This window comes from Porifericola rhodea, assembly GCF_030506305.1.
GTDB classification, from domain to species: Bacteria; Bacteroidota; Bacteroidia; order Cytophagales; family Cyclobacteriaceae; genus Catalinimonas; species Catalinimonas rhodea.
Window position 1 is genome coordinate 223,266 of sequence record NZ_CP119421.1, and the last position, 26,778, is coordinate 250,043.

A 26,778-nucleotide genomic window follows, 5' to 3' on the forward strand; every position below is an offset into this window, starting at 1 on the left:
ATGACTTCAGGCACTGCCTGTTTATTTATTAAACTCGCAAATATATATTTATTTTAAGATATACGCCTCTCAATCCAATACACTAAAATGATAATACATCAACTACAAATCTACCAACAAACCATGCCTGCCATGTTCAAGACAATTTTCTTCTCCATACTCTTTGTATTATGCTGCCATTTTAGTTTCGCACAGACCGATTCTGGCATATTACGTATAGTAGTTATTGGCGGCCATCCCGATGATGCTGACATAAAAGCGGGAGGCAGCGCTATACTTTGGGCCAAGATGGGGCATGAAGTTAAATTTGTATCGGTAACCAATGGAGATGCCGGACATCAGACAGAAGGAGGAGGCGCATTGGCACGCCGTCGTATGGAAGAAGCGCGTGAGTCTGCCAAGCGCATGGGCATTGCAGCCTATGTTGTGCTGGACAACCATGACGCGGAACTGGTTCCCAGCCTGGATGTTCGCAAACAGATTATTCGTGAAATAAGAAAGTGGGATGCTGACCTGGTGATCACTCACCGTACAAACGACTATCATCCTGACCACAGATATACCGGCGTACTGGTGCAGGATGCTGCCTTCCTGGTAGCGGTGCCCAATGTAACGCCCGATACTCCTCCACTAGAGAAAAACCCTGTCTTTATGTACCTGAAAGATAACTTTTTGAAGCCCTACCCCTTTCAGCCTGATATAGTAGTAGCAATAGATGATGTGTTTGAACAGAAAATTAATGCTTTAGATGCGCACGAATCTCAGTTTTATGAGTGGCTACCGTGGATCTATGGCAAGCAAGAAGTACCAGAAAGCCCCGAAGATCGTAAAGCCATGCTTCGCCAGAGCCGCACTACCGAAATTACACCTTCTATGCGCGCCTCTCTGGTTCGCTGGTACGGAAAAGAGAAGGCTGCACAGGTAAAGCATGCTGAAGCTTTTGAGATTTGTGAGTACGGTACTCAACCCACCGAGGCCATGATCAAAAAGCTCTTTCCTATGCTGGGCAAGTAGATACCCTTGCCAGACGAACAAGCGAAATGTTTAAACTCAGCATTTGAAAGATAAAGCAAGAGATGGTTGCTTCGCAAAGCTTCGATGCTCTAATATTTTTCATCAAAGTTTACCATTGCTATTTTAAGACGAGCTCATACAAGCTTCATTACAATGAGCAGTAAACTTTGGACTTTACCACAGGCATGTACGGATGAAACAAATCCGTCGGTGTATAACAAAGTGCCATTGTAGCTTACCACCATGTATTTACGGTTCTCTCATGCTTTGGGTAGAACAATTATGCTACCACTGTCTATGAAGAACCTACAGTTTCTATAAAAGCTTTATCTTTGTGTGAAATTATCACAGCACACTGGGGGTTGGTGAGGCTGGAATCTAACCATAAAGAGAAGCAAATATGAGTATAGAACAAGAATTAATAGATCGTAGCGAAGCAAAATGTGAACTCTGTAGTGCTACCGAAGACCTGCGGGTATTTACCGTTCCGCCTTATACCTCCGAAGAAGCTACTGCCGACCAAAGTATACTATTATGCTCTACCTGCCGGAAGCAGGTGAGTAATCCAGATAAAGTAGATGCTAACCACTGGCGCTGCCTCAATGAGAGTATGTGGAGCCTAGTACCTTCTGTACAGGTAATGTCATGGCGCATGTTAAACAGGTTACGAACCGAAGGCTGGCCTCTGGACCTACTGAATATGCTAATGCTGGATGACGATACCCTGGCATGGGCAAAATCTACCGAAGTAAAAGATGTGAAGGAGGAAGAGCCCAGGCATGTAGACAGCCATGGAGCAGTTCTGGAAAGTGGAGACTCCGTAGTTTTAACTAAAGATTTAAACGTAAAAGGAGCAAGCTTCACCGCTAAAAGAGGTACAGCAGTTCGCAATATCAATCTGGTTCAGAATAACCCAGAGCAGATAGAGGGGCGTGTAAACGGTCAGCAGATTGTAATCCTGACAAAATTTGTCAAGAAAGCCTGATACGGAAGGAGATATCAGCTCTTTATCTACTAAGCTTACCAGACTATGCCAGATATAGAATCATACCGCCCAGAGAGGTACAAAGATCTGATTGAGCATATTTGGCTAATAAAGAATGGGGCTCAAAGCATAGATGTGATAGTTCCGCCCAGCCCATATCTCAATCTAATCTTTCCCCTAAACGATACACATTACTATTTTAACCAGACTTTAGTTAGCGACCCACAGCTTGAAGGTCTATCGTTACAAACCCATCAGCTTCGTTACCCGGCTCATACCAGTATTTTAGGCATACGCTTTTACCCATATGGGTTGTATCCTTTTGTACCGCTACATCCAAAATTACTCATTAATAGCAGCAGCCTGGCGGAGCTCTTTATAAAAGAGGCTAATCTTACACGAATTAAATCAATCACTGATACATCCAAAGCTATCCATGAGGTTTATCAACTGCTAGACAAATTGCATAACGCTAAGCGAGATGCTTCTATCGCCCTCCTCAAAAACTTCTACAAGTTTTACCGTACAGGCGAAGAAGAACTGAGCATAGAAGACTATTGCACACAAATAGGCTCCAACTACTGTACCCTCAACAGAAAACTAAGCAAAGTCACAGGCATATCTCCCAAAAAATTAGAACGCTTGCTCCGATTCAGAAAATCGCTTTGCAGCCTCACTGATTCTACAGAAAAACTGACTCAGATTAGTACAGAAGCGGGATATTTTGACCAGGCTCACTTTATCAGAGAGTTTAAATGGTTTGTGTCTCAAACACCATCATCCTACCAAAATAGAATTAAGTCATCACCTAACGATAGCGTACTTATCAACTACAATTTCAGGCTATTCTAGTTTTTTGTTTCTATTCAAATAGCAGACTTAGCTAGTTCAATAAGGGGCAAAACAGCTGAACTGCACAAAATATACAATTTTGCGGCTCACTTTCTTATCAACTTTGGCATATCAACAAACTTATATAGCTGATGAGAATAGAACATATTGCGATGTGGGTTCGCGATTTAGAAAAGGCAAAAGAATTTTATCAAAAGTACTTCCACATGAAATCTGGCCCCCGATACGAAAACCCCGATAAAAATTTCACTTCCTATTTTCTGTACTTTGACAGTGGCAGCAGACTGGAACTTATGCACAGACCCGATATTCAAGATGCCGGAGACCAGTCCAGATGTTTTGGGTTTACCCATATGGCATTTTCGGTAGGCAATAAAGAGGAGGTAGACCACCTTACCGAACGTTTGCGTACCGATGGATATATTATTTACGGAGAGCCACGTACTACGGGAGATGGCTACTATGAGAGTGTGGTACTGGATACAGAGGGCAACTCTATAGAGATTACAGAATAAAAACACCCTTTTACAGCCCATATACTTAAACTTTTTAGAGGAGCATGTTGGATGGAAAGTAAGCCCGGGCAAATATGTACTGCCTACTGTTCAGTGTTTATGTGAAGCTACAGTTGTGTACATTTTTATTTATCTTATGAAAGATCATTTACTCACACAACCTAAACTACATGAACCGAAGAACCTTGCTCCAACGTATGGGCATGGGGCTATCTGCCGGGCTAATTAGCCCAGCCCTCCCCCTTGCTCAGGCCCAGGCAGAAGCTCCTTACAAAAATGGGATGCCTCCTGTCAAAATTACCAATGTAAAAGCCATACCAACCTGCCCACATGGACTTGAGCTGATTGTGGTTAAAGTAGAAACCTCTGAACCAGGACTCTACGGGCTGGGTTGTGCTACCTTCCGGCAAAGAGCACATGCCGTAGTATCAGCCGTTAATGACTATCTCAATGATTTTTGCCAGGGCAAAGATGTAGATAATATTGAAGACATTTGGCAGACCGCCTACGTTAGCTCGTACTGGCGTAACGGACCGGTGCTCAACAATGCGCTCAGCGGACTGGATCAGGCACTCTGGGATATTAAAGGAAAAAGAGCTGGCATGCCGGTCTACCAGATGCTGGGAGGTAAAGTTCGCTTTGCCGTAGACTGCTATGCTCATGCCAGCGGCAATAGTCCGCAAGAGGTGGCCGAAAGTGTCCAGAAATTTGTAGACCAGGGCTTCAGGCATGTACGAATTCAGATGGGAGGCTATGGTGCAGCGCAGCTGTTAGGTGGATATGGCGAGGGGGCGGCACAACAGCAACCTCACTTTAAAGATGCAGGCTTTGGTAGCCCGGAAGATAATGTCATGGATTCTGTAGCCTACACCAGAAGTGTGGTAGATATGTTTGCTGAAGTTCGTAAAAGATGTGGTGAAAGAGTAGAGTTGCTACACGATATACACGAGCGCATACAACCTATGGAAGCCATACGCCTGATAGAGCAACTGGAAGCTTTCCGTCCTTTCTTTATAGAAGATCCTTTTTCACCGGAAAACAACGCTTACTTCAAATTATTACGACAGCATACCACAGTACCCATCGCTATGGGTGAGTTGTATAACAACCCTCACGAATGGCTGGATCTGATTAAAGATCGGCTGATAGACTACATCAGAATACATATCTCCCAGATTGGGGGTATTACACCTGCCCTAAAAGTAGCACGCCTTGCAGAGTGGTTTAATGTAAAGACTGCCTGGCATGGCCCCGGTGATGTATCTCCGGTAGGGCATGCTGCCAATGCCCACATAGACCTGGCCGTATGGAACTTCGGAATACAGGAGTCTGTACATTTCTCTGACCTATTAAGAGAAATATTTCCGGGCAGCCCAGAAATGAAAAATGGTTATATGCACATTAATGAAGCTCCCGGCCTTGGCGTAGAGGTTAACGAAAAGCTAGCTCTTAAATATCCATTGCCAGAAAAAAACGATTATAACTGGACACAACTGAGAAAGCCTGATGGTACTCCGGTACGCCCCTAGTGCAATCCATAGCTGTGGCCAGGGCTGGCTTTTATTGCCGTGATAGCACTTTCTTATACAACTAGCGTTAAAGCAATAGCATAGTTTAAACATTCACTATGCTTTATTGCTTTTTCTATTGCGTACCTTCATTTTTTTAATATTATCAAAGCGCTATAATTCATGCGTATTTTTAGAGTCGCTCTGGTTGTGATGAGCGTATTTTTTATTGTTAGCACTTTACTGCCAATTATACCTCTCAACAGCTGGTGGGTACAGATTTTTGTATTTCCTCGTTTGCAGATTGTATGTATACTTTTGTTTCTGGCTTTGCTCTGGCTAATATTTTTTGGCCTCAGGCAGAAGCTTAACCTAATCATTATTTCACTGATAGGTGTATCCATACTTTATCAGTTTTATCGTATTTATCCGTACACTTACTTTTCGCCTACACAGACTAAAATAGCTGATGCTTCAGACTCATTGTCTAGCATAAGTGCCGTTTCTGCCAATGTGTTTATGAAGAACCGGGAGTATCGTGAGCTGATTGAAGTAATCAGGAAAAAGAAGCCCGATTTAGTGCTTTTACTTGAAACGGATGAATGGTGGGCAAAACATACCGATACGCTACTCAATTGGTACCCTTACTCCTTGAGCGAACCCTTGGATAACACTTATGGGATGATGCTCTACTCAAAACTAAAACTGGAAGATGCAAAAGTTAAGTACCTGATTGAGGATAGTATTCCATCTATGCATGCTTACGTACGCTTGCGCTCAGGCGATCGTATTAAATTATACTGTTTGCATCCTAAGCCTCCGGTTCCTCCTGAGAGTGAGAGTAGTGTAAAAAGAGATGCGGAACTGCTACTAGCCGGTAAAATGGTACAGCAAAATAAAGAGCCAGCCATCGTTATGGGAGATTTAAATGATGTGGCCTGGTCTAAAACTACCCGACTGTTCTTAAAGACCAGCCAGATGCTTGACCCGCGTATAGGCAGGGGGTTTTACAATACCTTTAACGCACATATTCCGCTTATGCGCTGGTCTCTGGACCATGTTTTCCATTCAGAAAGTTTTCAGTTGAATACTCTGGAAGTGCTGCCTCACGTAGGTTCTGACCACTTTCCTATTTACTTTTCACTTAGCTATCTCCCACAGGAAAAAGAAGAACAGGAGCCTCTGGAATCTAATACTGCTAAAGAGGAAGATACTGTAGATAAGACAATTAAAAAAGGTATTCAGAAAGAGCAGAAAGAAGAAAGGGAAGAACAGAAAGACTAGAAAAAGCAAAAGGGCTGCAAAACAGCCCTCACGCTTATGTAACCCCACGTATAGTTAAAAAAATCTAATATCAATCTTAGTTTAAAAAGTAATCGAATGTGCTAAGCATAGTGTCAATATCGTGCCAGTATTAAACAATTACCATATTTGACTAGTTGTGTAAAAAAATGTCTAACATATTCCCCGTGTCACGGGGAATTCCCTCCCCAAATTTTCCACATTTTAATTAATCCACACAATATTCTAATTTAGCCGCTATGGCTATACCCTCAGATGATACCTTCAGTAACTATTCTTTTTTACTGGAGAAAACTAACAAGAAGATTAAGCACTATGCTAAACAGCAGTTTAGAGCGCTGGGTTTTGAAGTAACTGTAGACCAATGGGCAGTACTAAAAATTCTGGCTGAGCATAAAACTTTAAATCAGGTTACTCTAGCTCAGCTTATTCATAAAGACACGCCTACCGTTACTCGCATACTGGATTTGCTAAGCCAAAAAAACATGATTGAGCGACAACATGACGTTGAAGACCGCCGTAGAATATGTGTCTGCCTTACCAAGACTGGTGAGCAAACTGTGGAAAAAATGCTGCCTGAGGTAAGAAAGATACGAATGCACGCCTGGAAGCATTTAAGTGAAGAAGATTTTAAGCACTTCGTCCGTATACTGAATACCATCTACGATAACCTTAAGCCCTAAAATTTTTTCCTAAATTAAAACGCATACAAATAATTAGCATAACAACTATTTTATGCTTTACTTCGTTACTCAGTAAAAAAAATAGAGCTATGATACACACAGACCTTTGCATTATTGGTGCCGGCCCGGTGGGCTTATTCGCAGTCTTTGAAGCTGGATTACTTAAAATGCGATGTCATGTGATGGACGTTCTTCCACAAATTGGTGGTCAGTTATCTGAAATCTATCCCAAGAAGCCGATATATGACATACCAGGTTACCCGGTGGTGCTGGCTCAGGAGTTAGTAGATAACCTGGCCAAACAAATTGAGCCATTTAATCCAAGCTTTACGCTGGGTGAACGCGTAGAAAAAATTGAACGTCAGGAAGACGAATCCTTCATTCTAGAAACCAACGAGGGTACTCAGTGCCATGCAAAAGCGGTTGTAATTGCCGGAGGATTAGGTTGTTTTGAACCTCGTAAGCCTGCCCTGGATAGGCTGGAAAGCTTTGAAGGTAAAGGAGTAGACTACATGGTTCGCAATCCAGAAAAGTATATTAACCGAAAAGTAGTAATTGCCGGAGGTGGAGACTCCGCGCTAGACTGGACAATCTACCTGGCAGAACATGTTGAAGAACTTACGCTGGTACACCGCGGCAGCAGCTTTAGAGGAGCCCCAGACTCTGCAGAAAAAGTTCTAAAACTGGCAGAAGAAGGAAAGCTAAAGCTTATGCTCAATAGCCAGGTAAGCGAACTCAAGGGTGAGCAACTTCTGAATGAGTGTACCATTACCAACAAGGCCGGTGAGACCGAGACTGTAAGTACAGACTTTTTCATTCCACTCTTTGGCCTTAGCCCCAAACTTGGGCCGATAGCTAACTGGAACCTTAATCTGGACAAAAACGCTATTGAGGTTAATGTTGAAGATTATTCTACCAACGTGCCTGGCGTTTATGCTATTGGAGATATTAACCAGTACCCTGGCAAACTTAAGCTTATCCTTAGCGGCTTTCATGAAGCAGCTCTAATGGCCCAGAGTGCATACCGTGTCGTGAGCGGTGGAAAAAAAGCCAGTTTAAAATATACAACAGTTAATGGAATTCAAACCTTTTAATTGATGGACATAAAAATTCACGTTGAGGAAGCAGACGGTCAGTTTAATACGATAGAAGCTCCTACTGATATGGGCCTTAGCTTGATGGAAATTTTGAAAGCTTCTGAATATCCGGTAGCGGCAACCTGCGGAGGTATGGCACTTTGTGCATCTTGCCACGTAGAAATTCTGGATAATACTTATGATGAAGAAGCCAATGATGCTGAAATGGACATGTTGGATACACTACCTGTAGTAAGCGATAGTAGCCGGCTTGCTTGCCAGATGCCTCTAACTGATGACATGGACGGCATACGCGTACGCCTGATGGCGGAGGCTTCTATGGAATAAAATCCTGTCCTTAAAAATAAACAAAGCCACTACCCTCTCGGATAGTGGCTTTATTATTTTATACACTTAAAATTAATTGTTTACTTTCTTAAGCTTGTCTTTAAATACCTGCTCAAACTTTTCTACTTTCGGACGAATTACAAAAGAGCAGTAAGGCTGACTACCGTTCAGGTTAAAGTAATTCTGATGGTAATCTTCCGCAGGATAAAATTTTTCAAAAGCTGTAATTTCTGTTACGATGGGAGCATCATAAGCACCCGCTGCATTAAGCTCCTGCTTATACTTTTCTGCTTTTTCCTTTTGCTCCTCGTTATGATAAAATACAGCCGAACGGTACTGAGGACCTACGTCATTCCCCTGTCGGTTAGGGGTGGTAGGGTCGTGTGTTTTCCAGAATACTTCTAATAGTTCATCGTAACTTATAACAGCAGGATCATACTTAATATGAATCACTTCTGCATGCCCGGTAGTACCCGTGCAAACCTGCTTGTAAGTTGGGTTATCTACATGACCACCCGAATATCCGGAGGTTACTTCTTCTACACCATTCAAATTCTGAAATATAGCTTCTGTACACCAAAAGCATCCATTACCAAATGTCGCTATTTCCATGTCATTATTTTTATTATGTAACTGTTCGGCGGAGTACTTGTTCTCTCTCGCCTCGGCACATGCATTAAGCGTAAAAACAAACGCTATCCCATAAATGAATAATTTAACCATATGCGTATGTGTTCTGTACGGTTTACAAATAAAGGAGTTTTGCATATTCTAACTAACAGCGGACTTTGAAAAAAATTACTCCTACACATTCTTATACACAAAAAAAATTTAATGAACTCTGATTTGCATTCACACAATATTTATGTATTATACACACAAATTAAGTGTATATACTTTATTCTGACATAATTAGTTATAGATATACAGAGCTTAATAAGGTGAATAGATAGGTGTAAAACGAAACACCGGAATGCATTTGCATATCCAGTGTTTTTCATTTGGCAATGGCAGTTAAAAGTAAAAAAATTACCAATTATCTAAGTGGGGTACCATGGTCTAGAGCATCAGGCCTCCAGACATTAACTCATAACGTTCGGAGCTACTCTGGTTAAAATTCATTTTATAGAGTGCCGAAACGAAATCATCATAGGATTGCTCTTTAAGGGCTATCACCTCATGAGCGCAATGCACATCATCAGAGATGTACAAATTGGGTTTACGGTCGTTTTCGTTGACGTAATAAGAAGCTCTATAAAAGGTTAATGCTTCATAATGATGCTGCCTTGGGTCTAACTTAATCAGTATAGCCTTGTGCTGTTCAATCCTTTCAAAAAAGCTGTTTTCCACTGTTTTACTCTTTCTGTGCTTATGTTGTTTACTTGATGACACAAAAGTAACAGGCCAAAGCTTAGAGTCAGTTAAAGAATAGTTACCAAAGTATTAAGTATTCTTCATTGAATTCTTTTGTACCCTTTAGTTCTCTTTTAGGATAAGCATGGTATGCGGTTCAAAAAGCTCACTTTTTTCATACCAAATATCCTCTAGTTCAGCCCAGCCTTCAAACTCCTCGTAATAATCCTTGCGACTGACTACATAGTAGTTATCTTTCTCAAACCACTGGCGCAATGTGTCTACATTATCCGTAAGCATAATCTTTTTCTGGTAGTAAAAAGACAGAGCAGGGTTAAATCGTTTATAGCTTGCTAAAGTAACTTCTTCAGGGAGCTTTTGCATCACAATTTTAGAGGGGTTAAGACGGTCTACTTTTGGTAGCATCAGGTAGAACAGGCAAAGCATAAACAACATCCATGATGCACTAATACTGTAAATAAAATATTGCATACGCTCATGGTACAGCCAAACCATAGCAAGCACTGCTCCTAATGGTAGCAAAACAAAAAACCAGGAGAGGTAGCTTAAGTCTGTCAATGCGGGATGCTGCTCCATCACCAGATATACAGCAATAGGCAGACATATCATAATTATCAGATACAGGTATGCCGAAACTTTTACTGTACTTAGCTTTGCCGATGCCAGTTGATAGGCCCTGTTTAGCCAATAACCTATTATAATAGCAAAAAAGGGATAAGAGGGTGCCGGATAATTAGGAAGTTTGGTCTGAGAAAAACTAAAGAAAAGTACAAACATAAAAGCGGTGATAGTAGAAATCCAGAGCAAAGGGTTAGTTCTACGCTCTTTAAAAGCGCTGATTAGAGCTTGAGGAAGAAACATTGAGAAAGGAAGAAGCCCAATGAATACAATTAGAGGAATTATGAAGGGAGAACCACCATGACCTTCCATTTCTGAAGTAAAACGCCCTACATTGTGCTTAAGAAAAAAACCTTCTGTCCAGGCGCCATCTGTTTGAAAATGTACTGCCATATACCAGGGTAAGGCGATAGCCAGCACAATCAATGTTCCTAGGTGAGGTCTCATGCGCCATACATTAGCCCAGCTAAGTCTGACAGTAGTCATCAGATAAATCAGAAAAACAAGTCCTGGTAAAGCAATGGCTACCGGGCCTTTGGCTAAAACTCCCAACCCCATAGCCGCATACATAAGATACAGCCATTTATTTTTTTGAGTATGCCAGAAATAAAGGAACGCAAAAATACTAACCGTAATACATAAAATCAGGTAAGGATCGGGTACTGCCAGATGGAACTGTAGCGGCCATTGTAATGAAGAAAGCAATACCAGACCTGTAAAAAAAGCTACGTTTTCTCCCACAAAGCGGCGGGCAAAAAAGTAGCTGAGCATGACCGTAAGTATGCCGGAAATAGCTGAAAAAAAACGTGCGGAAAACTCATTGACCCCGAAGCTGCTGTAGGCAGCCATCATGGCAAAATAATGCAGTGGAGGCTTATCCGTACGCAATTCATAATTGAATGTAGGAACGACCAGGCTACCTCTTTCAAACATCTCTCGGGCACAGCTGCTGTTTTTAGCTTCGTCTACGATAGAAATAGAGATACCCCACAAATTGGCAAAAAAAATCAGTACACTTAAACTTAAAAGTATGCAGGCTCTTGTTCGCATGATAATCAGGTTAAAAAAATGGCTAGCACTCGTTAAGCTTATACTAAAGACTCCCCTCTCCAGGTTGTGTTTTCATTAAAATTTCTTAAAATAATATTCAAAAAAGTATCAAAGGTTGCTCACAGAAAGCCTCACACTTCTATGAGACTGAAACTACTATTTCTACTAGCTATAGTCTTAGGCACTAGCACTACTATGTGGGCACAGGCTCCGCTGTCGGCAAAAAAATTATATGCGGGCAGCCTGCTGGAGTTCTCCTTCTATCATGGAATGATACTGATGCACGATGAAAAAATCAGACACCTGGTACAGAGCCATCCAAGCGCAGCTAAGCTGAACTACCTTCTCCGCACCAGTGGGCTAAAAACCTGGCATCAGTTGTATGGTTTTCCGGAGTTTGGCGTAGCTCTTGAGTACCAACACTATCGCCACCCTAGCTTAGGCAAATCCATTTCGCTAATTCCGAACCTGAACTTATATGTTTATCGGGGGCGCTACTCCTCTGTTCTTGGCAATATGGGAGTAGGAATAGCTTACCACACCAATCCTTACCATCGTACATACAATACCAAAAACCTGGCGTTAGGCAGCACCTTGTCTTTCGCGCTAAACATTGCGCTAAAATATCAGCGTCGTTTGTCTACCGACTTGGCAGCCGGGGCCTTTGTTCACCTGAATCATTACTCTAACGGAGGACTTAAAAAGCCTAACTCCGGCCTAAACCTGGTGCAGGGGGGCTTTTACCTGAGACAAGAGTTTCAAAGATGTGAAATTTATAAGCCTCAGAACGAACGCGCCGCTTTTCAGCCCAAAAAAACCTATCTGACTGTATTACCAAGTATCAGCTTTAAAGAGCTGGGACGAGGAGGTGGAGTTTTACACTCCTCATACAATCTGAGTTTGCATCTGAACAAACAGGTATCTCACCTTAGTGTGCTCAACTTCGGGCTAGATGCTTACTGGGACATTGCCCGAAAAAAATGGATCGCTCAAATGCATGATGGCGATGAAGTAGATTACAAAACTATAGCCCTTAGCGGTGGGCATGAGCTTATGATTAATAAAGTAGCTTTTCTTACCCAGCTAGGCTGCCACATCTACCAGCCTTACAAAGGATTGTATGGAGAGTTATTTCAAAAATATGGGCTACGAGTTTATGTACACCCTCAGTTAGCCGTAAGTGGCAGCTTAAAATCCTACTTGGGTAAAGCAGAGCACATAGAGTGGGGACTGCTACTTAAGCTGTAGCAGGCCTCCACCTTCTGGCTCTTCTTAATAAAAGCAAACGCTCCAACTGAGGACGATACAGTAGGTAAAAAACGATAAGGTTAAACATAACAATACCTATCCGCCAGATAAAAGTCTTCCATATCTGCATCTTGGCTTCCATATCATTGACTGGAGGCAATTGGCCATCGTGCCGCACGATTGGGTTTAGCAGATAAAGTAACTCTCCGCTTTCTAATTCCGCTCTTACGTAAGTGTCATCAGGCTGCATCAGGTATGCCACCTGATCTGTTTCGTCAAACTCAGCTAAGGTTTTACCTCCCTGCCCAATCAGTCGCACATGATCTACAGGGCGGTTCAACTGCAACAAAAATGTATCTGCTTTTATGTTTACCGTCTGCAAAATAGGTTTATGGCGAGTGATCCAGAACGTTTTCAGCAACTCTTCTCTACTGTTTTTATCTGTCACCCTTTTTACCCCATAGCTGCGCCCACTGCCCAGAGCATTCAGTATATCTTCTCTTTTGCGGCTAGGTGCATGCACCATCGTCCAGGCCTTCGCAATTTTGTTATGCCTTTCTACATCATGGCAATCGTCATTTGCTAATAGCCATACCGGATGGCCCGAAGAGAGGGCTGCATCCCAGTGTTCGGTCGCCAGTCTGAAGCTATTGATCACTTCTAACAGATCGTAGCCACTAAGGTAGGGCATCATCTCAACTGGATGGCTGTTTTTCATGGTAGGATGGTTGATGGCAAGCAGCGGTGCCGTTTGCTTTACCCTCTCTATCAGGTACTGACGAATGTCCTGATTTTGAAAAAGCATCACATCAAAAAAACACACTTTCTCGCTTCCGATAGCCTGCCGGTGTGACTTATGTATGTTAATGCCGTGCTCATACACAGGAATAAAACTTTCGTCTTTTCTATCCAGGTGGCTGTTGATAGAAAAATAGTCGGAGATGCAGGGGATGTCATAGCCTAACTCATAGTAAGCCTCTAATACTTCATTTCCGGGTTGGTGGCCATTGGTCATTCCATTCCAAGCATGGGCGTGGGTATGAAAATTTGATTTATACCAATACTGCCCCAGGTCTTCGTATGGGTTATACCAGCCTGCTCCACTGAAAGGTTCGGGCTCAGGATAGTCGTAGAATTTGATTTGAAAATATTGAAAGCTGACAAATAAGATAAGAAGAAATAAGAAGCTCTTGGCAAAGAGAAGAAAGTTAGGTTTTAGTCTTTTGGTGGTCATAGGTATGCATAGTTTCCTATAACCAAACTTAGGCGTTCAGAAGGGGGAACACCTCATCCTTCTGTTTATGGATTTGTTAAAAAAGTACGATAATTATTAAAGTATCATTATGAATTTTAATTCAATATTAAAGATTATTTATAAAACACTGTGTTTCTGCCATTTATAGCATTAAAAAAACTCCCTCTCATCTGAACGACAAAAGGGAGTTTTGGCAATATTTAGTAGCGGGTTTAGTTGCTGATGGGTAGCTCCTCTTCTACTCTACCGCATTTAAGCATACGGTCTCCAAAGTACGGATTACGAATTTCTTCCTGGGCACTCAGCCAGAAAGCACCTTTATCGTCAAACGCCATAGGGCAGTACTGCTTGTATAGTGTCTGCTCAACTTCTCCAGACGCCTTCAAATCATTATACAAGTGTACAGATACCTCTTCAAAAGCCACACGTTGTGCTTCTATATCTTCAGCGGCAGCAATTTCTTTGATTGCCTGCTGTACTTCCGGCTGCTCCACAGCATTAACTACCTCCATCATACCGGTAGCATATTTTTTTGCATCTTCAGCATTTGAGGCTACCAGCGCATCTTTAAGCTTAAGGTAACCATCAACTACACTGCCTACCCGAATGGTATTGCTTCCGCTCTCAGTAGTCTGGCTGCTCTCTTCAGTAGTAGTTCCTTCAGTATTGCTTGTTTTGGAATCAGAACAGGCTACTGCAAATAAGAACACCAAACAGAGACTAAGTAATTTTAGGGGTGAATGCATGTATTTCATGATAAACAATTTGAATTTATGGGTTAATAATAGTTTTTACATTTCCGCAGTTCAGCATCATATCTCCGTAGTACGGGTTGATCACTTCTTCTGATACGCTCAGCCAGTTGGCTCCTTCATCATTATCTGCCATAGGACAGTATTGTACATATAGTTTCTCGGAAGTACCGAAAGCCTGTGTAGCTTTGATCATTTCCAGAGATAACTGCTTAAAGTGTTTACGCTGCATATCTATGTTTTTGGATTGGAGCAAAAGCTGAACATGATCTTTTATACCTTCCTCTCTTTCCATCCAGTATATATGTGGTTCATCTTCCAGCAGGTTCATGTCTACCTCAGCTACCGACTTCATCATAGCCTGCGCGTATTTGTTCGCTGCCTCTTTTTCAGAACTTACCAGAGCATCCTTCAGTTCAAGGTACTGATTTATAGTTTTCTGGAATTGATTTTTAAAGGTTTCCGAAGTCTGGCTTACATAATCAGGAACGCTCAACTGCATCTGTTCCGCCTTAGTGGCACTACCTTTTATCTGCACATTACGGTTCATCATGCTGGCTTTGTTGTTAAGCTGCGCGGCAGCATCCACAGTAAAGGTACCCTGGCTTACTACCTCTTCTCCAGATCGGAGTCCGCTTTCTACCAGATAGGCATTGCCTACCGATGCTCCAAGAGTAACCTCTCTCATTTCGTAGGTAGGTATATTCGTATTTTGTACCACCACATATACTACTGAGCGGGTACCTGTCCACATCACCGCTGATTTGGGTACCAGCAATTCCGCGTCAGAGCTTACTACCGAAGTCTGTTCTCTACTGCTTAACCTACCCTGAGCAAACATAGCAGGTTTTAGTAAACCATCTTCATTACTTACTTCTGTTCGCACTTTTGCTACACGACTCTGAGGATCAATAAAAGGATCAATAAAGCTCACCTTTGCATCAAACTGTTTACCAGGATAAGCCGCTACCTCAAAGCTGATCATATCTCCTTTCTTTATCCAGCTCAGATTGTTCTCATAAGCATCAAAAACTGCCCAAAGCTGCGAGAGGTCGGCTGCTTCGTAGATTACCGCACCTTCCATCACATGCTCTCCGCTCTCTACATTGATATTGGTAACAATGCCCGAAGCATGAGCTTTTAGGGGCCAATAAGTAATCGGTTCGTCTCTTTCTAATATCTGCATGATCTGGCTGTCGGTTAGCTTCCAGTTTTTCAGTTTTCGGGTGGCAGAGGCCAGCAGATTAGGGTTGCTTGCTTTAAACTTCTGCGCCTGCAACAACTCCTGCTGCGCAGTGACCAGTTCGGGAGAGTAAATAGTAGCGATGGTTTGCCCACGCCTTACCTGAGCACCTTCATAAGTAAGGAACATCTTCTCTACCCTTCCAGAAAAATGAGCTGTCTGAGTAATGATTCTGGTCTCATCAATCTCCAGCTTACCATTAAGTAGCAGCGCTTTAGATTCTTCCTCATATGTGCCGGGGCTACCTACTTTGGTGGTCTGTACATTAGCGAGCCTTACTGCTTCGGCACTCATGGTAAGCTGGTAAGGGTTAGCTTCACCTTCTTCCTCTTCTAAAGGAATAAGGTCCATACCGCAAATGGGGCAGTCACCTGCTTCGCTCTGGCGCACCTGTGGGTGCATAGAACAGGTCCAAACGGTACCTTCGGCCGTTTCGGTAGGCACAAACTCATGCTCATGTTCCTCCGGATCTTCGGTCGCTGGCATCCACACCAGCCAGCCCAGCAACATCCCTAAGCCCAACATTAACAGATAGCGTAATGCCGTTTTCGTTTTTATCGTCATTTTATTACTTCTTCTATATCTAACATCGCTGTTTTTACCTGGGTTTTATCTTCGGAAGCTTGTGTCCAGGTAAAAAATATTTTCTCATCGTCCATTTCCATGATAGGAAAACCATTTGCCCGGGCATAGCCGGTATAAGCTATACGTTTGTCGGCCACCAGTTGATGCTGTTTATCAAAAACAGCTAGCCGAATTTCGGCCCCGTTATCGGTTCGTTCCATCCAGCTCAACACAAGATGTTCAGTGTTTAGCATTAGCACATCTACACGACCCAAGGGATTTCCATGATCTACCCGAATGGGCTTAATAAAGCTATCTGCCTCATCTGTAGAGATGGCAAGCTGAACTTTTGAAGTATCTCGCGCAGCGGTAAACCAGGCCACAGCTATATTGCTGCCCCTTCCACAAATTGCCGGGCCATTGACCGGGCAGCCCTTTATCTGCCATTGGTCTTGATGTACTGGCCGGGGCTGACTCCACCTGCCCTGATGATAGCGAGTAATGTAGATATCGCGAATTTCCTGCTGAGAACGATCGCGGTATACTACATAAATATCTTCTCCTATGCTTATGGCATCGGTCTGGCAGCAGTCACAAATACGGCCGTCCAGTTCTTCCCGCTTCTCTACTTTACCCTCCGAATCAAATATTGCAGTACGCAGGCTCATAGCTCCTTCCTCATGGTGGTGCTCATGCCCTTGCTTCTTCTTAGGTTTGGTATTTCGCCCATCCAGCCATACTGCGAAGGTTTTTCCCTGATAGGGTAGCATACTTACGAAACCATGTTCGGCCTGTAAACTATCCTGATGCAGGACAAAAGGTGTACTCCAGTCTGCCCCCATGTTATCAGAAAGTGCTATGGTAACATCATACTCAAAAGTTCCGCTACCGCTTTTTGTAAGCCAGTGCGCTGCCATATGGTCGCCAGAAGCTACTACCGAAGGAAAATCTGCCCAGTTTACAAACCAGCCAGAATCCTGAGCAATGGTCTGTGGAGTTGCCCACTTTTCCCCCTCCCATACCGAAAATCGCAGGGCATATTCGTCGTTTTCCAGGGCATCAATCCAGGAGAGGTACACTCTACCCTCTTCTGAGACAAATAAGTTAGGTTCGCCACTTTGAGTTGAGGCAGGAGAAGCTACTTCCCGCAAAGGCCATTGCTCGTCGGGCAGCTCAGCAGAGGGTACCTGACAAGCAAAGGGTAAAAAAGACAATAATAGGTAGACTAATACTTTATGCATCTTAAAGCTGCTTAAGGTTCTCCAGGTGAGCGGCTTCATCCCACTCTCGGCTACCTACAATTTCCTCAAGTATCTCTCCATTACGAATTATCCATGTAGTGGGCAAAGCTGTGATAGGCAGGTTTTGCATACTCATTTTCAGAGATACAAAAGGCAGGTCTACTCCAATCTTTTCTTTAAAGGCGCTTATTTTTTCTACCCCCTCATCTGAAGCTAGCAGAAATACAAAGTCATCACCCAACTGCTCTTTTGCCTGCTCCATTGATGGCATTTCTACAACACAGGGTTTGCACCAGGTAGCCCAGAAATTTAGCACCACAGTTTTATCTTTGTAGTGATCCAGGGCGATGGTATTGCCTTCCAAATCTTCCAACTGTACTAGTGCTAAAGGATTAGCTTGCTCCTGTCGGGTATTTTTGGCAGTGTTGCCTTCGTCTTTCTGTGTGTTAGCATTGCAGGCTACTAAAAGCAAAAATGCCATTATCCATGCCGCAGTATAGATGTTTATCTTTATCATGATTTTACTTTAGTTCGTTCGTATCAATAATTTCTATGGCTCTAAGTTCATCAATTTTAGCTAATGCGATATAAAGCCTGGTGGTAGATTCGTTTAATAAGTTCTGATATTTGAGTAATTCCAGCTGAAATTCCAGTACTTCCTCAAAGCCTTTGCTATTGGCTTCATAGGCACTATTGAGAATACTAATAGCCTGCTGTGTGCTTTCTATCTGCTTATGGTAAAGTAAGATGTCATTCTTTGCCGATTGTAGCTGACTCAAAGCCTGTTGTAGCTCATCGCGTATTCTGTTCTCTTCATTTCTTATTGCCAGTTGATTAGCCTCGCTTTCTATCCGAATTTCTCTGACTGCTGACTTATACTTTTGCTGATTGAATAAAGGTAGTGATACATTTACCATAAGCATCAAAGCATCTTTTCCGCTATCTGCCATTTCCATATCAGTACGCTCTCCAATCAGAACGTAATCCAGTCCTAGTCCAAGTTCTGGTTTAGCACTAAGCTGAGCTACCTTTTCGCTTTTTTCCAGCAGTATAGCTTCTTCCTGCAAGAGTCTGATAGATGGGTAGTTTTTGAGCATCTCTGCCCTTATTTGGCTGGTATCGGCAGCTACTTCACCTATTTCCAGTGTATCGGGAAGGCTAACTTCTGCCTCTGTTGCCCGATTGAGTAGCGTATTGAAATTAGAGCGCTGGGCCTTAGTTTCTTCAAGAAGGTTCTGTAGCTTACTCTTTTCTTCGCGAAGTTGCATCTGTACCCGAATAATATCTACCATGGAGCTGAGATCATTCTCGTACTTTTGAGTAGCCACTTCTTCGTAGACCTGTAGTATATCTATGTTAGCTTGCAGTAAGGTTCTTTTCTGTTGCAGTTCGTACAGCTGAAAGTAATTTTTCTTTAGCTCGTAAAAGTAAGCATTACGAGCTTGTACAAACTCTTCAAACCTTACTTTTGCTCTCTGGCTGGCTACATCTTCTCTGGCTGTAAGACTTCCAAACCAGGGCAGCATCTGTTGCAAAGAAATACGTGCCTGCTGAGGCCCCAGCCTGGTCTCTACCGGACTGATAAAATAGCTAAAGCTTAACTTTGGGTCAGGGAGTGCACCCTGCTGGGGTAGCTGCTGCAATGCCGAAAGATAGCTTTGATAACGTGCCTGTAAGTCAGGGTTGCTTTCTCCTCCCATTTGCAGATACTCATTCAGTGACTGAGCAAAGCTATATGGTATGCTTAGCATACTAAATACTAATACCAGCAAAAAATACCAATATCTCATTCTTATTATAGATTTTATTTTTCGCATAGCCACATCATGGTTTGGTATTTAGTTTTTTTACTTTCCACTCTTCCCGCCAGCAGTACAAAACTGGTACTACAAAGAGTGTGATCAGGGCCACACACATACCTCCAAAAATAGGTATAGCCATAGGTATCATAATATCAGAACCTCTTCCCGCGGAGGTAAGCACAGGCAAAAGGGCCAGTAAGGTAGTAGCTGAAGTCATCAGTGCCGGGCGCACTCGCTTTTCTCCCGCCTCTGTTACTGCCTCTCTGATTTCAGCTATGGTACTCGTTCTGTTTTTATCAAACGACTGATCCAGATAGGTGGCGATCAGTACCCCATCATCGGTAGCTATGCCAAAGAGGGCGATAAACCCTACCCAAACCGCTACGCTCAGGTAAATAGTTTTGACCTGAAACAACTCTCTCATATTTGTACCCAGGAGCGAAAAGTCCAGAAAGCTATCGTAGCCATAGAGCCATATCAGAATAAAGCCCCCTGCAAATGCTACGGCAATACCGCTAAACACCATGAGAGAAGTACTAACAGAGCGGAACTGAAAATAGAGAATTAGAAAAATGACTAGCAGACAGACTGGTATGACAATACTCAGGCGTTGCTCTGCCCTGATCTGATTTTCATAGCTACCAGAAAAGCGGTAACTAATACCCGCAGGCACTTCTAGTTCTCCGCTGTCTATTTTCTCCTGCAAATAAACTTGTGCGGCTTCTACTGTTTCTACTTCAGAGTAGCCATCGTTTTTATCAAATAGCACATAAGCGATAAGGAAGGTATCCTCACTTTTGATCATCTGAGGCCCCTGCACGTAGGCTATTGTCGTTAACTCGCCTAGAGGAATCTGCGTACCAGTGGCAGTGGGTATCAGTATGTCTTCAATTTTATTTGGCTCGTCTCTCAGCTCCCTTGGGTAGCGAACTCGTATGGGATATCGTTCTCTACCCTCCACACTGGTACTCAGGCGAATACCACCAATGGCTACTTCAATATAATTTTGTACGTCCTGTATGCTTAAGCCATAGCGGGCTATCTTTTCACGATCTATCCGAATTTCCAGATAGGGTTTACCTACAATTCTTTCCGCAAAAACAGCCTCACCTTTTACGGCAGGTACATCTTTTAGGTACTTCTCTAACTTCAGGCCAAAAGCCTCTATAGTTTGCAGATCTGGTCCCTTTACTTTAATGCCCATAGGAGCTCGCATTCCAGTTTGCAGCATAACCAGTCTGGTTTCAATAGGCTGCAATTTGGGAGCAGAAGTAACGCCCGGCAGGCGTGTCGCTTTTACTACCTCCGCCCAGATGTCGTCAGTAGATTGAATCCCTTCTCTCCACTGGCGGAAGTAGCTACCATCGGCATCAGCTACTAATAAGTTACTGTTTATATAAGGCATTTCTTCTGGTCTGATAGCCTGAAGGCTGTCTCCTTTCCTGATCAGGAATCTGCCTTCATCGTCGGTACGAAAACGTTTTCGGCGACCATTTGCATCAGTCAAATATTCACTCTTGTAGTTAATTATATTTTCGTACATAGAGATCGGCGCCGGGTCTAGCGCGGACTCCGCTCTGCCCAGCTTACCCACTACAGAAGACACTTCGGGTATGGCTGTCACCAGCATATCCAGCTTTTGTAATGTAGCTTTGTTTTCTTCTATGCCGGAATGGGGCATGGACGTAGGCATTAACAGAAAGGCTCCTTCGTCAAGTGCTGGCATAAATTCCTCACCTATACCCGGAAAAGTATGCTGTAAATCTGAGTACGCAGATGTACTTCTCAAATTAATATTGACTCTCTCCAGACTGCGACTTAATCCTCCAAATACCCCGTCAAAGCCTTGCCAGATCATAAGTCCCAACAAAATAAGTGTGCCGGGAATCAGAATAAAAACAGCTTTGTATTGCAGGCACTTACGCAAGATGAAGGTATAGTAATGATGAAAAAGCAGAAAGCCACCCAATATCAGGGCTATACCTAGTATAACAAATAAGTAGTTGAGCAGAAGGCTAACGCCTGCCCCTAAGGGTAACCATTCGGTAGTAAGCCAGAAGCTAATTAAGCCTAAAGTGATGACCAGATTAATCCATAAGCGATAGGTTTTAAGCGCAATAAGTCTGGGGTAGTCCAGGCTCGCTAAAAGGTTAACAGCACCTATGGCAAGCAGGAAAAACCCAGCCCAGAACAGGCCATACCATATGGTAACTATACCCAAAGCAATTATTAAAGACTGTACCCCTAGTTTTACTTTCTTCTGACTGATTTTGATTGAAAAGAACCAGTATGCAAAGGTTGGCATAATAATCAGCGTAATAAACACTGCTGCTGCCAACACAAAGGTTTTGGTAAATGCCAGTGGTGTAAATAGCTTACCTTCGGCTGCCTGTAAACTGAATACGGGAATAAAGCTGACGATGGTGGTAGTAACCGCGGTTACAATGGCTGAGGCCACTTCTATTGTTCCTTCATAGACAATATCCAGATAGGATTTTCCGCTGTTCCGGTTGGCCTCTATATGCTTAAGAATATTTTCTGAAAGAATAATACCCACATCTACTACTGTTCCTATTGCGATGGCAATACCAGATAAGGATACAATGTTAGCCACCACTCCGGTATAGCGCATGGCGATAAAGCACATTAATACTGCCAGAGGCAGGAGGGCAGATATCAGCAGTGATGCCCTTAGATTGACCACCATCACAATAATGACAATGATTGTAATCAGAATTTCAAGTGAGAGTGCTTCTTCCAGAGTGCCAAGCGTTTCCTGAATAAGCTGCGTACGATCGTAAAAGGGCACAATAGTTACTTTTGACAGCGTACCATCAGCAAGTGTTTTACCAGGCAGCCCCCCTTCTATCTCCTTGATTTTATCTTTTACGTTGTTGATTACCTCCAGAGGGTTAGCTCCATAACGGGCCACTACTACCCCGCCTACTACCTCCGCACCAGCTTTATCTAACACTCCCCTTCGGTTGGCCGGCCCATACTGTACTCTGGCAACGTCTTTTATTCGTATAGGTGTATTGTTTTCTACCTTTACAACAGCGTTTTCCAGGTCTTCCAGGTTTTTAATATAGCCCAGGCCACGCACAAAATATTCCGCATTGTTAATTTCCAATGTCCGCGCCCCCACATCCAGGTTACTATCACGCACGCTTTGTGCTACCTGTGCCAGCGTGGCCCCGTGTGCTTTTAGGGCATCAGGATTAATTTCTACCTGATACTCTTTAACAAAGCCACCAATAGAGGCTACCTCAGAAACCCCCTCAGCCGAAGCCAGTCCATAACGTACCAGATAATCCTGCACGGAGCGAAGTTCCTGTAAATCCCAGCCTCCTGTAGTATTTCCTTCTTCATCTCTACCCTCCAGGGTGTACCAAAAAATTTGCCCCAGAGCAGTAGCATCAGGCCCCAGGGCAGGCTGCACACCTTCAGGTAAGGTTCCGGCAGGTAAAGCATTGAGCTTTTCCAGTATACGAGAACGGCTCCAGTAAAACTCTATGCCCTCATCAAAAATGATATAAATGCTGGAAAACCCGAAGGCCGAAGAACTACGTATCGTTTTTACGCCCGGCATGCCCAATAGCGCTGTGGTAAGCGGATAGGTCACCTGATCTTCTACGTCTTGAGGTGAGCGACCCTTCCATTCGGTAAACACAATCTGTTGGTTTTCTCCTATGTCGGGTATGGCATCTACTGCTACAGGATCATTAGGCAAAAAGCTAACTCCAAAATTAAAAGGAGAGGTTACTATACCCCAAGCAATAAGCAATAGTAGTATAAGTACCGTTACTAAACGGTTATCAAGAAAAAACTTAATAAGTTGATTTAACATCTTTCATTTCCCATCAATGATAATTTATAAAGAAAAGCTGCGGAACCAGATATATTCCACGGCAAACTAATCATGAGGGAAAGACCTAAATAAGAAATGATTGCAGGAGCACGGGTATGTCTTGTGCAATCGGAGGGGAATGGTAAGGTTTATATGAAGTATGTACTTCGCTGCTGGTTTCAAAAAGCCAGGACAGGTCTATGTTTGGAAAAATGGCTGCAATAAAAAGGGCAGACTCAAACTGGAAGTGAGAAAGTTGATAGCTCTCTTCTACCTGAAAAGTAAGCTTTTCATCCTGACAGCAACCATCAGGCATTTCTTCGGGCTGTTCGCAGCACTGTATTTGGTCATGCCCTACTTCCATAGCAGAAAGCTCTCCTCCACAATAGTGCTTGCTGAGCGCCACTCCGGTAGTTGATACCAACAGTATCAAAGTTAAGGCTATATGAAGAAATTTTTTGATCATATACAGGCTTACTTTGCGCTAAACGTTAGACACAATGCTTAGGTTTCAAATTTTATACAAGTATACTGCCACCGATTGTTCTGCTGGGCAGAGTTATCACCTTTTTTGATACTGGCAAAATTACGCAAAATCCACTGATATTATTAATAAATTGTTAACAAATAACTATTTATTTCGGTCGTAAAATTGTGTAAATAGCTTAAGAAAACAACGAATAGTCCATGCCAATACTAGGAAAACTGGTTAAAAAAGGATTACAACTGAGGCAAGCTGTTGAACACGAATACCGACAGCCTTTTAACCTACAAAAAGAGCAGCTCAAACATTTGTTGTTTACTGCTCAGGGTACTCAGTTTGGTCAGCACTACCACTTTGACCAAATCTTACAGGCTTTTTACTCTACTGACCCGGAAGCCTTTTATCAGGCCTACCGAAGCCTGGTACCTATTCACGATTACAACAAAATGCATCGCGAGTGGTGGCACCTTTGTCGCGAAGGTCAAAAAAATGTAAGCTGGCCGGAGCGGATCAAGTATTTTGCGTTAAGCTCCGGCACTTCTGAGGCTTCTTCTAAGTATATTCCTATCACCAGGGATATGCTTAAAGCTATCAATAAAGTGAGCGTAAGGCAGATACTCTCTCTAAACCAATATGACCTGCCCGAGAGCCTTTTCCAAAAGGGTATATTGATGCTGGGCGGCAGTACCGATCTTAACCGATACAAGTATGGCTACGAAGGCGACCTTAGCGGTATTACCTGCAAGCGTATGCCTTACTGGTTTTATAGCTTCTATAAGCCAGGGCATAAAATCTCCCGCGAGAAAGACTGGGCCAAAAAGCTAGACGAAATTATGCTCAATGCTCATAAATGGGATATTGGAGTTATTGTAGGAGTACCAGCATGGTTACAGATGCTTCTTGAAAAGATTATTGACCACTATGGGCTTAACACCATTCATGACATCTGGCCTAATCTGAGCATTTTTATTCATGGTGGAGTATCACTCACGCCATATATGAAGAGCTTTGAGCGCTTAACCGCCCGGCCTCTGACCTACATAGAGACATACCTGGCCTCTGAAGGCTTTATCGCCTTTCAGAACAAGGCAAATTTTAAGTCTATGCAGATGATGCTCAATAGTGGAATTTTCTTTGAATTTGTCCCTTTTACGGAGCGGAATTTTACTGCTGATGGTGAACTGGTGTCAAAGCCTGAAACGCTGATGATACATCAGGTTGAAGAAGGTAAAGATTATGCTTTACTGCTGAGTAGCTGTGCTGGTGCCTGGCGCTACCTAATTGGCGATGTTATCAGATTTACCGATGTGCAAGATACTCAGATTGTTATTACAGGTCGTACCAAGCACTTTCTTAGTCTTTGTGGGGAGCATCTTTCAGTAGATAATATGAATCGTGCTGTGCAGATGTTGTCGGAAGAGATGAATATTGAGATTAACGAATATACTGTGGCCGGCACAAAGCATGATAACTTATTCGCTCACCACTGGTATCTGGCTATTGATAAACCTATGAGTGAAGAGACCGTGAGGCAGAAACTGGATGAGTACCTTAAGTACCTCAACGATGACTACCGCACGGAAAGAAGTGCTGCCCTCAAGGAGATAAAGCTTACTATTCTCCCTCATGATGTATTTATAAACTGGATGGAAACGCAGGGAAAGGTAGGTGGACAGCACAAGTTTCCCCGCGTGCTTAAGGGCCACCATTTAGAGTCCTGGGAGTCTTTTATAGTGGCCGCCCAATAAATGATAAGATTGAGTAGAAGGAGCTTTAAGGGGCTTCTTCTACTACCCAATAGTTTACAAAATTGTGTGGAGCTTCCAGCACTACTTTGTAAAAAGATGATGGCATTTCACTAATATCAATTGTATGTTTTTCCTTGCGTAGGTCAACTTCACCCATCAGCTTATACTCATCTTTTTCTCCACCTTTAAAGTGGTTTTCTGTACTTAGCCACACTTTAGCTTTTCCTTTCTTCTCCAAGGCTGTCCATTGTAGCTGTAGCTGGCTGTTTTCTTTCTTTGCTTTCAACTTAGCCACAGAAACATCTCCAGTAAATGGTACACCATCTATTTCCATGGCCTGCTCACGAGCAATATTCAACTCCAGATGTCGCGCCAGTGTAGGAAAGATAGAGACCACTCCCGGCTTATGTTTCTTAAAATAGGTATTCAGGTCTTGGGCATTGGTAGTTATCCAGGTAGACCTTTCTCTGTCAGACTGACCGCCATGGTGTTTGCCGGTGTCTTCATCTCGTCCGTGGTCTGTTGTAATAACGATGAGCCAGTCTTCGTCATAGTTCTGCTCTCTGTACTGAATTGCCTTCCAGATACGCCCCACCTGGTCGTCAGCAATTTCTACAGCCTCGTACATCTGCGGGCTATCACCAAATTTATGCCCCATATCATCCGTGTACTCCAGATAAACCCATGATAAGTCAGGCCCTTCCGACTTTACATAGCGAGCAGCCTCATTGGTTACGTGCTCATCTATCTGGTAAATAAATTTTCTGTCGCTCCCATGCGGGAAGCGCAGGGTATCATGCTCAAAACCATCAAAGTGGTAATCAAGTTTAAGCCCACCCGTTGCGGACAGTCCCTCACCTATTAGCTTGGTACGGTTATCTAGCCAGGTAGAAAAAATAGCCGTTTTCTTTTCAGGAAACTGCTCTTCCATAAAGCGAAAGATAGTCCAGTACTGGTAGTTCGGTGCTTTAATGCTATTCCCCCATACATTATGCTTATTTACCCAGGTGCCAGTCAATAAACTGTTATAGCCTACTGCGGAAATAGTTGGGGTTTCAGAATATGCTCCTTTTTCACCTCCCACATAGGCGTGGGTGTATCCTCCAGCTTTTGCAATATCGTCCAGATGGGGGGTAGATACTTTTTCTATAACATCGGCTGAAATACCGTCTACTATAATAAACAAGGCTTTCTTTTGCTGTGCCTGCGCAAAAGCGATAGACAAAGCACACAAGCTGATGACTGAAAGGATGATTTTTTTATGCACGA

At 43.1% G+C, this 26,778-nt stretch carries 23 protein-coding genes; 11 read left to right on the forward strand and 12 right to left on the reverse strand.

The features are described 5' to 3' along the window. Positions 1–132 precede the first annotated feature (132 nt). The 9 genes from PZB74_RS00930 to PZB74_RS00970 all read left to right on the forward strand — a co-directional run bounded on the left by PZB74_RS00930 (position 133) and on the right by PZB74_RS00970 (position 8,283). Positions 133–1,014 (forward strand): PIG-L deacetylase family protein, encoded by an 882-nt coding sequence (locus tag PZB74_RS00930; RefSeq protein WP_302240019.1) that lies wholly within the window; start codon positions 133–135, stop codon positions 1,012–1,014. Positions 1,015–1,414: 400 nt separating this feature from the next. After that, positions 1,415–1,999, forward strand: coding sequence for a PhnA domain-containing protein (locus PZB74_RS00935; protein WP_302240022.1), 585 nt, complete (start codon positions 1,415–1,417; stop codon positions 1,997–1,999). A gap of 45 nt (positions 2,000–2,044) precedes the next feature. Next, complete coding sequence (locus PZB74_RS00940; RefSeq protein ID WP_302240023.1) at positions 2,045–2,851, forward strand: helix-turn-helix domain-containing protein; 807 nt, start codon at positions 2,045–2,047, stop codon at positions 2,849–2,851. 131 nt (positions 2,852–2,982) lie between these two features. Continuing rightward, on the forward strand, positions 2,983–3,366 hold the full coding sequence (locus PZB74_RS00945) for a VOC family protein (protein WP_302240026.1): 384 nt from the start codon (positions 2,983–2,985) through the stop codon (positions 3,364–3,366). 170 nt (positions 3,367–3,536) lie between these two features. Then, positions 3,537–4,895, forward strand: coding sequence for an enolase C-terminal domain-like protein (locus tag PZB74_RS00950; RefSeq protein WP_302240028.1), 1,359 nt, complete (start codon positions 3,537–3,539; stop codon positions 4,893–4,895). 162 nt (positions 4,896–5,057) lie between these two features. Then, positions 5,058–6,158: an endonuclease/exonuclease/phosphatase family protein gene (locus PZB74_RS00955; protein WP_302240029.1), complete on the forward strand. Its 1,101-nt coding sequence runs from the start codon at positions 5,058–5,060 to the stop codon at positions 6,156–6,158. Between the two features lie 257 nt (positions 6,159–6,415). Continuing rightward, positions 6,416–6,859, forward strand: a complete 444-nt coding sequence (locus PZB74_RS00960) for a MarR family winged helix-turn-helix transcriptional regulator (protein WP_302240031.1) — start codon at positions 6,416–6,418, stop codon at positions 6,857–6,859. A gap of 89 nt (positions 6,860–6,948) precedes the next feature. After that, positions 6,949–7,953 carry an NAD(P)/FAD-dependent oxidoreductase gene (locus PZB74_RS00965; RefSeq protein ID WP_302240032.1) on the forward strand — a complete coding sequence of 335 codons (1,005 nt, stop codon included), beginning with the start codon at positions 6,949–6,951 and terminating at the stop codon, positions 7,951–7,953. Positions 7,954–7,956: 3 nt separating this feature from the next. Then, a complete protein-coding gene (locus tag PZB74_RS00970) occupies positions 7,957–8,283 on the forward strand; it encodes a 2Fe-2S iron-sulfur cluster-binding protein (RefSeq protein WP_302240033.1) in 327 nt (108 codons plus the stop codon). Positions 8,284–8,355: 72 nt separating this feature from the next. Here PZB74_RS00970 and msrA read toward each other — a convergent pair whose 3' ends face one another. From msrA to PZB74_RS00985, 3 genes are all read right to left on the reverse strand, one after another. Next, on the reverse strand, positions 8,356–8,895 hold the full coding sequence (msrA, locus tag PZB74_RS00975) for a peptide-methionine (S)-S-oxide reductase MsrA (RefSeq protein ID WP_302242863.1): 540 nt from the start codon (positions 8,893–8,895) through the stop codon (positions 8,356–8,358). Between the two features lie 447 nt (positions 8,896–9,342). Then, positions 9,343–9,633 carry a hypothetical protein gene (locus PZB74_RS00980; RefSeq protein WP_302240035.1) on the reverse strand — a complete coding sequence of 97 codons (291 nt, stop codon included), beginning with the start codon at positions 9,631–9,633 and terminating at the stop codon, positions 9,343–9,345. Positions 9,634–9,759: 126 nt separating this feature from the next. Next, positions 9,760–11,325 carry an ArnT family glycosyltransferase gene (locus PZB74_RS00985; protein WP_302240037.1) on the reverse strand — a complete coding sequence of 522 codons (1,566 nt, stop codon included), beginning with the start codon at positions 11,323–11,325 and terminating at the stop codon, positions 9,760–9,762. Positions 11,326–11,466: 141 nt separating this feature from the next. Between PZB74_RS00985 and PZB74_RS00990 the strand changes: the two genes are divergently transcribed. Then, a complete protein-coding gene (locus tag PZB74_RS00990; protein WP_302240039.1) occupies positions 11,467–12,573 on the forward strand; it encodes an acyloxyacyl hydrolase in 1,107 nt (368 codons plus the stop codon). Here PZB74_RS00990 and PZB74_RS00995 read toward each other — a convergent pair. The 8 genes from PZB74_RS00995 to PZB74_RS01030 all read right to left on the reverse strand — a co-directional run bounded on the left by PZB74_RS00995 (position 12,563) and on the right by PZB74_RS01030 (position 23,743). After that, complete coding sequence (locus PZB74_RS00995; protein WP_302240041.1) at positions 12,563–13,807, reverse strand: CehA/McbA family metallohydrolase domain-containing protein; 1,245 nt, start codon at positions 13,805–13,807, stop codon at positions 12,563–12,565. The two genes, PZB74_RS00990 and PZB74_RS00995, sit on opposite strands and share 11 nt — an antisense overlap. 233 nt (positions 13,808–14,040) lie before the next feature. Next, positions 14,041–14,583: a DUF3347 domain-containing protein gene (locus PZB74_RS01000; RefSeq protein ID WP_302240042.1), complete on the reverse strand. Its 543-nt coding sequence runs from the start codon at positions 14,581–14,583 to the stop codon at positions 14,041–14,043. Between the two features lie 16 nt (positions 14,584–14,599). After that, the gene (locus PZB74_RS01005) at positions 14,600–16,387 is read right to left on the reverse strand and encodes an efflux RND transporter periplasmic adaptor subunit (protein WP_302240043.1); all 1,788 of its coding nucleotides are present in this window, start codon (positions 16,385–16,387) and stop codon (positions 14,600–14,602) included. After that, entirely contained in the window at positions 16,384–17,628 is a 1,245-nt protein-coding gene (locus PZB74_RS01010; RefSeq protein ID WP_302240045.1) for a sialidase family protein, read from the reverse strand. Before PZB74_RS01010 ends, PZB74_RS01005 begins: the two co-directional genes overlap by 4 nt. Before the next feature lies 1 nt (position 17,629). Then, positions 17,630–18,145 (reverse strand): TlpA family protein disulfide reductase, encoded by a 516-nt coding sequence (locus tag PZB74_RS01015; RefSeq protein ID WP_302240047.1) that lies wholly within the window; start codon positions 18,143–18,145, stop codon positions 17,630–17,632. Positions 18,146–18,149: 4 nt separating this feature from the next. Further along, entirely contained in the window at positions 18,150–19,418 is a 1,269-nt protein-coding gene (locus tag PZB74_RS01020) for a TolC family protein (protein ID WP_302240049.1), read from the reverse strand. Positions 19,419–19,452: 34 nt separating this feature from the next. Further along, positions 19,453–23,277, reverse strand: coding sequence for an efflux RND transporter permease subunit (locus PZB74_RS01025; RefSeq protein ID WP_302240050.1), 3,825 nt, complete (start codon positions 23,275–23,277; stop codon positions 19,453–19,455). A gap of 85 nt (positions 23,278–23,362) precedes the next feature. Continuing rightward, complete coding sequence (locus tag PZB74_RS01030) at positions 23,363–23,743, reverse strand: HYC_CC_PP family protein (RefSeq protein WP_302240052.1); 381 nt, start codon at positions 23,741–23,743, stop codon at positions 23,363–23,365. Between the two features lie 221 nt (positions 23,744–23,964). Between PZB74_RS01030 and PZB74_RS01035 the strand changes: the two genes are divergently transcribed. Further along, positions 23,965–25,509, forward strand: coding sequence for a GH3 family acyl-acid amido synthetase (locus PZB74_RS01035; protein WP_302240054.1), 1,545 nt, complete (start codon positions 23,965–23,967; stop codon positions 25,507–25,509). A 25-nt stretch (positions 25,510–25,534) separates the two neighbouring features. On the opposite strand, the gene PZB74_RS01040 is transcribed toward PZB74_RS01035, so the two are convergent. Continuing rightward, entirely contained in the window at positions 25,535–26,776 is a 1,242-nt protein-coding gene (locus PZB74_RS01040; RefSeq protein WP_302240055.1) for an alkaline phosphatase family protein, read from the reverse strand. Positions 26,777–26,778: the final 2 nt, after the last annotated feature.